The organism is Cetobacterium sp., from assembly GCF_051658645.1.
GTDB lineage: Bacteria > Fusobacteriota > Fusobacteriia > Fusobacteriales > Fusobacteriaceae > Cetobacterium_A.
This window is the reverse complement of record NZ_JBOFMZ010000064.1, coordinates 13,934-26,245: the sequence shown is the minus strand read 5'-3', so window position 1 is coordinate 26,245 and position 12,312 is coordinate 13,934. Positions and strand designations below refer to the sequence as shown.

The following is a 12,312-nucleotide window of genomic DNA, read 5'->3' as shown; positions in this document are numbered from 1 at the left end:
ATTAATTATTTATTAAATATTTTTTAACAGCAAGAATCCTTTGTTTTCTATTTTTATTTTTTTTTCATCTATAAAAATAATCTCATTAGTAAATAAATTTTTAAAACTTTTTTTTGAATTAAAATCATTTAAGTTTATATTTATATCAAATTCTTCATTTAAATTTATTAAAAGTAAAATGTTCTCTTTCTTTAATACCAATATATCTCCATCATTCAAGATCCATTCAATAAAAGTATTTTGAAATTGATTATTCTCTTTTCTAATTTGAATTATTTTTTTTACAAAAGAATATAATTCTTTATCCTGGAAATTCTCATCCCAAACCATACATTTTCTATTATCTTCACAATTACTACGTTTGTCTCCATCCATACCTATTTCAGTACCATAGTATATGCAAGGAGATCCACTTTGGAAAAATAATAATGCTATACTCAATTTTAATTTTTTCTTATCTTTTTTTAATACAGTTAAAATTCTAGCAGTATCATGACTATCTAAAAGATTAAAACTTACTTCAGTTATATTTTGAGGATAAGAAACAATTGCTTTATTTATTTCATAGCTCAATTCCAATCCATCTAATTTATCTTTTTTTAAAAATTTGATAATTGCATCTGAAATTGGATAATTCATAACTGCATCAAACTGATCTCCCATAAGCCAAGGTAATCCATCGTGCCATACTTCTCCTAGTATATAAATATCTTTTTTTACTTTTTTTGTTTCTTCTCTAAATTCTCGCCAAAATTTATGATCAATTTCATTACATACATCTAGTCTCCACCCGTCAATATCATACTCTTTTATCCAATAGGTAGCAATATTTAATATATATTTTCTACAATCTTTATTTTCCAAGTTAAGTTTTGGCATCTCCTTTACATTAGCAAAAGTTTCATAATTTATTTTAAAATTTTCTTCATAAACTGGAAATTTATTGATTACAAACCAATCAGCATATTCTGATTTTTCACCATTTTTTACAACATCTTTCCAATATTCAAAACTTGTTCCAACATGATTAAAGACTGCATCTAACATTATTTTAATTCCTTTTTGATGAGCTTTTTTTACTATTTTTTTAAAAATCTTCTCATCTCCAAAATGTGGATCAATTTTATAATAATCTACAGTATCATACTTATGATTTGTATTTCCTGTAAAAATTGGACACAAATAAATCCCTGTTATACCTAACTCTTCTAAGTAATCTAACTTACTATATAATCCATATAAGTCACCACCCATAAAGTTATCATGAGTTGGTACCTCACCCCAAGGTTTTACATTTTGAGGTGAAATATCTTTATTTCCATTACAAAATCTTTCTGGAAAAATTTGATACCAAATGATATTTTTAGCCCAATCTGGAGCATCTAAAACATCTTTTTTATTTAAATATGGAAATGAGAAGAAATTACTTAAATTTGACAATTTAAATTCATCTTTATCACTCCTTAATAAATCTATCTGTTTTTCACCAAATAATATCTTTTCATCTTTATCTTTTAATATAAATGCATATCTCGATCTTTTTTTAGGTGGTGTATAATGACAGAACCAATAATCAAAATACTCTGTTGTGAGTTCTTTTTTCATCATTACTTCAGTTGCACCACTCCAACCTTTTGCATCTGTTCCATTTAAATTTCCACCATCAAGCCCACCAGTTTCCCATTCGTATGGATCTCCTATTCGTAGGAAAACTTCATCCACTTCATTTTTCTTACTTCTAATTCTAAAATGAAGTTCTGAATTACTGTAAGCATAGGCATAGTTACTCTTAGGCAAATGATATATTGCTTCTCTTGTAATCATTCTAGATGTTCTCCTTATCTTTTATATTTCTGACCTAACTGAATCAATTTATTTTTCATATCTTGACTTAGAACATCTTTTTTTATTCTCCAATCCCAATTACCACCTAATGTTGATGGTATATTCATTCTTCCCTCTTTTCCTAGACCTAATAAATCTTGTATTGGGACAATTGAATATATTGATTTACTTTTCCACATAGCTTCCATTACGCTATCAAATACATTCTTTTCTATTTCTTTTTCTGTTTTTTCTAAAAATTCTGATAAATATTGATGACAAAATTCTTTTTCTTCAGTTCTACTATTTTCATACCAATCTAAAAAAGTCTGATTATCATGTGTCCCTGTATAAATAATGCTATTTTTATTTACATTTGTAGGTAGGTAAGCATTCTTTTCATCTGTTCCAAACCCAAATTGTAGTATTTTCATTCCTGGATAACCTGAATCTTTAAGTAATCTTTCAACCCTAGGTGTTAAGAAACCTAAATCTTCTGCTATTATATCAACTTCTCCCAAAGATTTTTTTATAGCTTTAAACAAATCAATTCCTGGACCTTTTTCCCACCTTCCATTTTTAGCATTTTTTGCTGCTGCTGGAATAGACCAATATGAATCAAAGCCTCTAAAATGATCGATTCTTACCACATCATAAATTTTAAAACAATCTCTTACTCTTTCAATCCACCATTTATAATTATCTTTTTTTATTGCTTTCCAATTATATAAAACATTTCCCCAAAGTTGTCCATCTTCACTAAATGCATCTGGTGGACATCCTGCAACTTTTTTAGGTTTAAGTTTTTTATCAAATTTAAACATCCAAGGCTTTTCCCAAGTATCAACACTATCTGTTGACACAAAAATTGGTATATCTCCTATAATTTTAATTTCATTTTTATTTGCGTACTCTTTTAAACTCGTCCATTGCTTTCTAAAGAAATATTCTAGAAAAACATAGAAATTTATATCATCTTTTAATTCTATTTTTGAATTTTTCATTATTTTTTTATCTCTAGTTTTAAACTCTCTCGGCCATTCTTGCCAAGAAACACCTTTAAATTTATTCTTTAAAGACATAAATAAAGCATACTCTGGTAACCATGAAGAATGTTTTGTTTTAAATTTTTCTAGATTTTCAAAATCTTTAAAATTTAAATAAGCTTTTCTCAAAACTTCATACTTATATTTGTATAAGGCTTCATAGTTTACTTTCTCTTCTTTATTAATCTCTTTTAATTTTTCCAAATCTTTTTTTTCAATTAATTTCATATCTATAAATTCATTTAAATCTATAAAATATGGATTACCTGCAAACGCTGAAAAAGATTGATAAGGAGAATCTCCATAACCTGTTGTTCCTAATGGCAATATTTGCCATAACTTCTGTTCACTTGATTTTAGAAAATCTACAAATTCATATGCTGATTTTCCAAAATCACCTATTCCATAATCTCCACTTAATGAAGAAATGTGCATTAATATTCCACTTGATCTTTTTAACATCTTTCTCTCCTTTTATTATCCTTTAACAGCTCCTGCTGCCAATCCTTTTACAATATGTTTTTGTAAAATCATAAATAATATTGTTATTGGTATCGCTACTAAAATCGCTCCTGCAGCAAACATTGTAAAGTTATCATTTGCACCTTTTTGAACCCAATCAAATATTCCCATAGCTAAAGTTTTTTTGCTTTGACTTCTTAATATTAAAGTAGGGAATATAAAATCAAACCATGGTCCCATAAAGTTTGTAATAGCTACTAATACAATTATTGGTCTAGCTAAAGGCATTATTATTTTTAAAAATATTGTCAAATGACCTGCACCATCAACTCTTGCTGCTTCATCTAACGTTTTAGGTATTCCATCAAAGTATCCTTTAACTAACCATGAATTATAAGGTATCTGACCTGCTGAATAAACTAGTATTAATCCTAATGAAGTATCTAATAAATTTAACTTTGATAAAAGTATAAATATTGCTGTCATTGCTAAGAATGATGGAAACATTTGTAAAACAAGTACACTTATCAATGTAGCTTTTTTTCCTCTAAAATTATATCTTGAAAAGACATATGCTGTTAGTGTTGTAATTACAACTGAAATTATCATGTTTGCAATTGCTATTTTAAATGTATTCCAATACCACAATAAAAAATCCGTTTCTTTAAACAACGCTACATAATGTTTAATTGTTAGTGTTTTAGGTATTAGTGTTGAACTAAATAAACTATTTCCTTCTTGTAATGAAGCCAATACTATCCATAGAACTGGTAACAATACAAATATTGATACTATTATTAATAACAAATATACAAATCCTAATTCTATTCTTTTGAAAAATTTTATATTCATTAGTTTGTTTCCTCCTTGAACGATTTTGATCTCATAAAGTTCCAAGTTGAAATTGAAGCTATAAATATAAATAAGATTATAGAGATTACTGCAGCTATATTGTATTGACTTTGTTCTTTTGTCAATTTATAAACCCATGTTATTAATATATCTGTTGAACCTGCATACCTATATTCTGAATTTATAGGCCCTCCTCCTGTTAATAAATAAACTGCTGAGAAGTTATTAAAATTAAATGCAAAACTTAAAATTAATACAGGAGCTGTTTGTAGTAAAAGCACTGGCATTGTTATTTCTGTAAACTGTTGCCATTTAGTAGCTCCATCTATTTCTGCTGCTTCATACATAGCTAAATCAATATTTGTCAATGCACCAGATATTAATATCATAAAATATGGTGCTCCAAGCCATGTGTTAATCAAAAGCAACATTACTTTAGCAAATGTCGAATCTGTAAAGAATGGTAATTTTTCCAATCCCATACTTGTAATCATATTATTGATTGGTCCAACACCACTAAACATCAATCTAAATACTAATAAAGAAACAAAAGCTGGAATTGCATATGGCAGTATATAGATTGTTCTCCATAACTTTTTAAACTTTACATCATTTCGAGATGTTAATAACGCTAAAATTAAGCCACACCCATAATTTAAAATTGTGCTTGAAACAGCCCAAATCATAGTCCAAATTCCTAATTTTATAAATGTTTTACTCCAAATACTTAGTTTAAATATATTTATAAAATTAGTAAAACCTACCCATCCCACTAAATTTCTCGGCGGGATATTATTAGGACTTGAATAATTTGTAAACGCAACTAATACAGTTATAAAAATTGGTAAAACTACGAAAAATACAACTGCTAGTGCTCCAGGAATAAGCATCAACTTTATAAAGTTTTTATCGTAAATATCATAAATGTAATCTTTGAATTTTTTTTGTTTTTCATTTGGAATCATACTACATTTCTTCGCATCTAAAATATTAAATATATATAATCCTATAAATGCTAATAATAATATTAAAGTAATTGCTCCATCTACCATCATAAATATTGAATGATCGCCTTGTACCACTTTAAAATTAACCATCTTTTGTGGATTTTCTCCAAGTGTAATCAAACCTTTTATTCTAGGAATAATTGTTCCTAAATTCAAGAAAAATATTATCTCTACAGAGAATAATAATAACCCTTTTAGAAAAAATTTGTTGTAACTTTGACCAAGCCCCATCATCAATGCTGACATCAGCATTGATGATTTGGCTTTAGAATCTAACTTTGTATTTTCAACTTTCAATTCTATTCGCCTCTTTCTCGATTAATTTTGTAATGATATTTGGTCTTTTATTACTTTTACAGCTTTATCTAAAGCTTCTTTTGGTTCAGCTTTTTCTAAATAAACATCATTTAATGCTGAAGATAATGGATCCCAGAATAATCCCATCTCTGAAATAGACGGCATAGGAGTTGATGTCATTGCTTGTTCTAATATTGGATTTACAAATTCATTTGATGATATCTCTTTTAACTGAGTTATACTTTTTGTAGGTGGTATTTGTTTTGTCATTTCATATCTCTTTTTTAACATTTCATCACTTGTTGCAAAATCTGCAAATAATTGAGAAGCTTTTGGGTACTTTGTATATGAACTTACAGCAAGGATTCTAATTCCTGAAAACGGATTCAAAGCTTTTCCATTTAAAGTTGGTATCTTTTGAATTCCAAAGTTTACTCCTGCTTTTCTTAATCCTTCTATTGCCCAAGGTCCATTTAACATTGTTGCTATCTTTCCATCTCTGAATAACCCCATCATAGAATCATAATTTATATCTCCTGGATTATTTATTGAAATCTCTTTTAAAGACATCATATCTACTAATCCTTTTACAGCTCCTTCATTATTTGCTCCAATATCATTTTTATCAGTTCCATTTTTACCAATTAAATATCCACCTTGATTAGCTAAGAAAGCTTGACCATAATATAAGTTTATAACTTCCCATACAAATCCAAATTTATTTTGTTTTTTATCTGTAAATTTATTCTCTTTATCCCAAGCTTTTAAGTTTTCAAAAGTTGTAATTCCATTTGGTAATAAATCTTTGTTGTAAAACATTACATAAGTCTCTATTGATAATGGGAATCCATATAACTGTCCATCCATCCAACTAACTGCATTTTTAGCTGATACTAAAAATTCTGTATTTATTCTTTCACCTGATATATAGTTAGGCATTATTACTCCAGATGTTATTCCACTTCCTATTCTATCATGCGGCATTACTATTACATCTGCTCCTGTTCCAACTGGTCCATCTTGTTCTAGTCTTTGAACTGTTTCAGTCATTGCTACAGTTTCTGTTTCTATTTTTATTCCATATTTTTTATTAAATTCTGCTCCAACATATTCAATCCATTTTAATTCTGGTCCTTCTGATTCCCAAACTTTCAATTTTGCTCCTGCTTCAGGCTTAACTTCTTCTGCGTAAATAAAACTTGATGCAACTGCTAATCCTAAAGCTACTTTACTTAACATTTTAATCATTTTACCCCTCCATTAATTTTATTATTTATAATATATGTTCTCTATAAACTCTTAAAATTTCTCCTATAGACCAAGCTTGAGCATAACATCCTTTTCCTCTAAATGGCTCTTCTCCATCAAATATTTCAGAGATATTTCCCAATCCAGCATCATTATAGTAATGATCTTTCAAAGCTTCTAGAATTGATTCTGTATTTTTATTATCGTATACTTTTATATAAGCATCTATAAATGGTCCTATCAACCATGTCCAAACTGTGCCTTCATGATAAGCCATATCTCTTTTATACAAACTACCTGTATATTCACCAATAAATTTTTTATCTTTGTTAGATAAACTTCTTAATCCATAAGGTGTCAATAAGTGTTTTTTTACTGTATCCACTATATTTTTTTGTACTTTTTTAGATAATATTGTATAAGGTAAACTTACTGCTAAAATCTGATTTGGTCTAATTTGGTCATTCTTTTCTTCCAAAGCTATAAAATCATTTAAGTATCCATTTTCATTTAAAAACTTCTGTTCAAAATTATTTTCAAATAAGTTTATTAAATTTTTATAATCAAACGACTTATTTAATTTGAAACAAATATTTTCAAATACTTTTAACGCATTATACCAAAGAGCATTCACCTCTACTGCTTTTCCCCATCTAGGAGTTACTGTATACCCTTTATATTTAACATCCATCCATGTTAATTGAGTCGTTTCATCTCCTCCAAATAACAAACCATCTTCTAAATCAACTTTTATATTATATCTAGTTCCTTTTATATGCCATTCTATAATTTCTTTTAGTGTATTAAATAGTTCGTTCTCTATAAACTCATAATCTTTTGTATATTCTAAATATTTATGTACGCCATAAAAATACCATAAAGTACCATCTATTGTATTATAATCTGCTTTCATATCTTTTGAATCTGGAAAATTATTTGGCAACATTCCTTTATCAGAAAAACTTTTAAAAGTTTTTAATATTGATTTTGCATCACTAAAACGACCCGTTGATAAAACTAAACCTGTAAAAGCAATCATAGTATCTCTTCCCCAATCATTAAACCATGGATAACCTGCTATAATTGTTTTTCCACCTGTACTTTCTTTATGAGCAATGAATTTATCTGCAACAACTCTTAAATCATTATAAAATATATTGTTTAATTCTTTATCTTTTAAACTTTCTAATCTTTTTAGCTCTTTTTTTTCTAATAGCTCTAAATCTTTATAGCTATTTAATTTCTCAAAAGATGCTATAAGAGTATAGTTATTTTTTCCTGAGAATTTAACTCTTAACACTTTTTTACAACTATCTAGATTTTTTTCGCCTCGATCTCTTATAGCTAAATCATATACAATATTACTTCTTACTACCTCGTTTTGGAGTTCACCATAAAAGTCTTCTATTTCTTCTTCTAAATCAACCAACTCTATTATCCCATCCGTATAAAAATACATTTTTTCATTATTTAATATAATTGAATAAACTCCATTCAATTCTTCTATTTTATAATCTAATAATGGTATAGAATTTAGTTCATGAATATCCCTAAAGTTCATTAGAACATCTACTGTTATCTCTTCTAAAGTGTCTGTTGTGTATTTAACTCCTACTAAATCTTTCATATGACACATTATTATTTCTTTCTCTAAATTCATATTCTCTACTTTATATTGAAATTTTGGAAATGGATTCTGTGAAAACCTATAAAGATATTTATCTCCTCTTTTTAGAACTTCTTTTCCACCCTCTATTTTTTTATATGTACCTAACATTTGTCCATTAAATTTTTCTTCTACTTTATATAGTGCCATATATTTATTTATTGGTGAATTATACGACCTCATAAACAAACCATGATATTGTCTTGAGTAATTTTCATTTGGACAAGCACTTGAAAAACTTCCCATACCATTTGTCACCAAATACTCTTTAAATATATTTGATTCAAAATCTCTTAAACTTTCACCAGATATAAATATTTTGCTATTCATAATCTCTCCTTTTTTTCAATAAAATTGAACTTAGAGATTCTATTTCTGCTGTATTTTCTCTAACTATTGAAATTTTATTTGGATTTTCAATTCCTTTTATGTTCACTCTATCTCCATCAACCAAAATAATATATTCATTTAAATCAATTTGAAGTTCTCTTTTCTTTTTATCTGCATTTATTATTACCAAATAATCATCATTTTTATAAGCTATAAACAAATCATTTTTAACTTTTTTACTTCCTAAAAGTTTCATATTTTTTTCAATATCTTCAAAATATTTGTATCTAAATTTTGGTTCTGATTTTCTTAACTTTATCAATTCTTTTGTAAACTCCAATGTTTTTAAATTTTCTTTTTTCTGCAAATTACTCCACTTGAAATTATTTATAGAATCACTTGAATCATAGGAATCGTCTATAAATGTTCCAAATTTATTTTTAATATATTTTTGTTCTGGTAAGTTTTCTCCAAACCATTCTTTACTTCGCCCCATCTCTTGTCCTGAATGTAAAAATGCTGTTCCTTGGCTTGTTAATAAAAGAAAATTTCCTATTCGAATTCTTTTATGTATATCTTCTTGATTTTCACTTGTACTGTATTTCATAGCCATCGCTATTGTGTCGTGTAGAGTTGCATTATCATGTGCCTCTATATACTGAACAACACTTCCAGGAGTATTTGGTTCGAAATTTGTAGGGCTGGCTTTTATATTTTTAAATAATTTTCTTATACTTACTTTTCCATTTGACAAGAATTTTGGCTTTCCTTCTTTCATATAACCTGATTTTAATATATTTCTAAAATCATCACTAAACATTCCAACAGCATTACTTTCTTTTGACCAATCCTGATCTGCAGCTTCAGCTCCATAAGGATGCCCCTTAAACGTTCTCCATCCTTCTCCTATAAAAATAGTATTACTATTTATTTTTTTTGCTATTTTATAAGCTTCTTCTATTGTTTCTTTATCTGCATCTCCCATCATATCAAATCTTAATCCATCTATTTTATACTCTTCAAACCAATATTTTACAGAGTCTAAAACTATTCTTTTTGCCATTTTTTGAGTTGTTGCTAAATTATTTCCAAATCCCCCTACATACTCTCCATTTTCACCATAGAAAAAATAATAGTTAGGAACTATATCTTCTAATAAATTCTTATCTGCCATATGAGTATATACAACATCCAATATTACCCCTAAATCCCTTTTATGAAGTTCATTAATAACTTCTTTTAATTCATTTATTCTAGCATAAGGATTTTTACTATCACTCGAGTATACTCCTTCTGGTGAGAAATATGAATATGGGTCATACCCCCAATTGTAATTGTTATTTTTTGAACTCCAAGCATACTCCATGTCTTTATTCTCTTCATCATTGTAGAAGAACTTCATAATTGGTAATAACTGTACATGCGTTACACCTAGTTCTTTTATATAATCCAATCTCTCTATAAATGCTTTATAGCTTCCTTTTGGATTTTCAGTTTTTAATGTTTTTTCACTACTAAAATCTCTAATACTTACTTCATAAATTATACTATCTTCTCTACTAAAAATATCTTTTTTTGATAATGGAATTACATCGATTGTTTTTGATAAATCAACAACTGCAGCTTTTGCAACAGTGTCACCATCAAGAGTTTCACCTAATGGACTCATTCTAAATGAAGCCATTGATTTTGAATAGATATCGAAAACTTTTTTTCCATCAACTTCATATTGATAGAAATATCCATCTAAATCTGCATCACTTTCTTTGTAATGCCAAACACCTTTTGCATTTTTTTGCATCTTTACTTTTTTAATAAGGTTTTGTTTATCTTTTTTATCAAAAATTAACAAAAAAATATTTTTAGAAGTTGGAGCCCACAAACTAAATTTTGTTACTCCAAATTTATAATTAGCACCTAATTCATCTGATATTGAATACTTTTTATCTATTTTTCTCTGGTTGTTTATAAGTTTTTGTAACAATTTTTTCCCTCCAATTTTTTGATGCACGGATAAATATAATTTATCCGTGCTTTTTTTTAGAACCAAACTTCTGACTTAACTCCAAATATAATTTGTGATTTTTCTTTTTGTAAATCTCCACCAAGTCCACTTTCAAAGTTTGTTTTTACCCATGTTACATATGGTTGAATTTGTGGTCTACCAAAATAGTCACTACTTAATGTAAATGTTGGTGCTACTGAGAATCCATATCTAACTTGAGTTTCTTTTTCTTGTCCACCCCAGTTAGTTTTATGATCCTCTATATTTTGAGCTCCTACTGCTGCTCCTAAAACCATTCTAAAGTTATCATTTACTTTATATGATGGTTGGAACGAGAATCCTACTCTAGTCAATTCACCTGATAATCCATATAATTTATCTCCATGAAGTGCTGATAGTTCTGTTGCTACTTGCCATTTTTCATTAAGATTAACTAATCCACTTGTTGTTGCTAACATTGTATAGGCATCTCTAAGACCACCGTCTGTCCATTGCCCAAAGTTCATTCCACCTGTAGCATGTGCTCCTACACCATATCCATAATTAAAGGCATGAGATGCAAATCCATCAAATCCATAATAGTTAGTATTATAAACAAATCCTACTCCAAATCCATTTTTTGCAGCATCTGGATTTCCTTCTCCTTCTCCTTCATCAGCATCTCTTGCATTTGGTTGGATGTAGTATTTAGCTCCTAAATCAAGATTTCCACCTGGAACTTTAATTCCTGCATAATTAAAATCAAATGATGTCATTGTTCTTCTTCCTAATCCATCACCTAAGTTAGAAGAGTCTTTACCATCCTCTGCACCTGGATCTACTCCTACTACAGCTAAAGATAATCCATTTCTTTCATATCCAAATCCTACTCCTGAAGATTGCTTATAGAACTCTCCACTTAAAAGTGTTGAATTTCTATTTAAGAATCTTCTACCTCCCCAAATTGTTGCTCCTTCTGGTAAATAACTAAATCCACCCATATTTATAAAAGCTTCTTTTACTTCAAATTGTCCTTTTCCGTTATCATGCTCTGATCCAGACGAAGAATAATAATAAGAATCTCCATTTCCATATTCGGCTCTTAAATTTAAATCACCAAAAACACCATTTTCAGCAAAAAACTTTCTTTTTACTACTAGTTCAACTTGATTTGAACTTTCTCCTGTTCCTGGTAAACCTAGGAAATAATCACCTTTTCCAAAATTTGTAGAACTTGAACTTCCATCTTCTGTTGATCTATATTGCAATGAAGCGTATCCATGAACTTCCCAAAGTTCAGCTTCTTTTTCAAGTTTTGAAACTCTAGTCACTAAAGCAACATCTTCTTTCGTGTTCTTTTTCTTTTCTATTACCTGGTCTTGAATTTGTTCTGTTTCTTTAGCTTGTTTTTCTAAAAGCTTTTCTAACTGAATTACTCTTTGTTCAAGCGTCATTGGTTTTGCTGCTAAAGATGAAGCTGCTACTAATAGACATCCCAAAAATACTAATTTTTCTCTTTTCATGAATACACCCCTCCATAATTTGTTGTTTATTTTTTACAACAAATCGATTATATAACTTTTTATTCCCATTGTC

At 28.3% G+C, this 12,312-nt stretch carries 8 protein-coding genes; all 8 read right to left on the bottom strand.

Annotation, left to right across the window (positions count from 1 at the left end):
• Positions 1-12: 12 nt before the first annotated feature.
• From ACRCZX_RS07770 to ACRCZX_RS07735, 8 genes are read right to left on the bottom strand one after another with little or no spacing between them, the layout of a single operon-like run.
• Positions 13-1,824 carry a glycoside hydrolase family 13 protein gene (locus tag ACRCZX_RS07770; RefSeq protein ID WP_438582357.1) on the bottom strand — a complete coding sequence of 604 codons (1,812 nt, stop codon included), beginning with the start codon at positions 1,822-1,824 and terminating at the stop codon, positions 13-15.
• Positions 1,825-1,838: 14 nt separating this feature from the next.
• Positions 1,839-3,332 carry a 4-alpha-glucanotransferase gene (gene malQ, locus ACRCZX_RS07765; RefSeq protein WP_438582356.1) on the bottom strand — a complete coding sequence of 498 codons (1,494 nt, stop codon included), beginning with the start codon at positions 3,330-3,332 and terminating at the stop codon, positions 1,839-1,841.
• Positions 3,333-3,347: 15 nt separating this feature from the next.
• Positions 3,348-4,184 (bottom strand): sugar ABC transporter permease, encoded by an 837-nt coding sequence (locus tag ACRCZX_RS07760; protein WP_438582355.1) that lies wholly within the window; start codon positions 4,182-4,184, stop codon positions 3,348-3,350.
• A complete protein-coding gene (locus ACRCZX_RS07755) occupies positions 4,184-5,488 on the bottom strand; it encodes a carbohydrate ABC transporter permease (RefSeq protein ID WP_438582354.1) in 1,305 nt (434 codons plus the stop codon). Before ACRCZX_RS07755 ends, ACRCZX_RS07760 begins: the two co-directional genes overlap by 1 nt.
• A 21-nt stretch (positions 5,489-5,509) precedes the next feature.
• Complete coding sequence (locus ACRCZX_RS07750) at positions 5,510-6,736, bottom strand: sugar ABC transporter substrate-binding protein (protein WP_438582353.1); 1,227 nt, start codon at positions 6,734-6,736, stop codon at positions 5,510-5,512.
• A 25-nt stretch (positions 6,737-6,761) separates the two neighbouring features.
• Complete coding sequence (locus ACRCZX_RS07745; RefSeq protein WP_438582352.1) at positions 6,762-8,732, bottom strand: amylo-alpha-1,6-glucosidase; 1,971 nt, start codon at positions 8,730-8,732, stop codon at positions 6,762-6,764.
• Positions 8,725-10,716: an alpha-amylase family glycosyl hydrolase gene (locus ACRCZX_RS07740; RefSeq protein ID WP_438582351.1), complete on the bottom strand. Its 1,992-nt coding sequence runs from the start codon at positions 10,714-10,716 to the stop codon at positions 8,725-8,727. The genes ACRCZX_RS07745 and ACRCZX_RS07740 overlap by 8 nt, the downstream gene beginning before the upstream one ends.
• A gap of 56 nt (positions 10,717-10,772) precedes the next feature.
• Positions 10,773-12,239 carry a carbohydrate porin gene (locus ACRCZX_RS07735; protein ID WP_438582350.1) on the bottom strand — a complete coding sequence of 489 codons (1,467 nt, stop codon included), beginning with the start codon at positions 12,237-12,239 and terminating at the stop codon, positions 10,773-10,775.
• Positions 12,240-12,312 lie beyond the last annotated feature (73 nt).

Bases quoted from the DNA above. Each gene is read 5' to 3' on its own strand.
- ACRCZX_RS07745 (WP_438582352.1), bottom strand. From the start codon at position 8,732: ATGAATAGCAAAATATTTATATCTGGTGAAAGTTTAAGAGATTTTGAA.
- ACRCZX_RS07750 (WP_438582353.1), bottom strand. From the start codon at position 6,736: ATGATTAAAATGTTAAGTAAAGTAGCTTTAGGATTAGCAGTTGCATCA.
- ACRCZX_RS07735 (WP_438582350.1), bottom strand. From the start codon at position 12,239: ATGAAAAGAGAAAAATTAGTATTTTTGGGATGTCTATTAGTAGCAGCT.
- ACRCZX_RS07760 (WP_438582355.1), bottom strand. From the start codon at position 4,184: ATGAATATAAAATTTTTCAAAAGAATAGAATTAGGATTTGTATATTTG.
- ACRCZX_RS07770 (WP_438582357.1), bottom strand. From the start codon at position 1,824: ATGATTACAAGAGAAGCAATATATCATTTGCCTAAGAGTAACTATGCC.
- malQ (WP_438582356.1), bottom strand. From the start codon at position 3,332: ATGTTAAAAAGATCAAGTGGAATATTAATGCACATTTCTTCATTAAGT.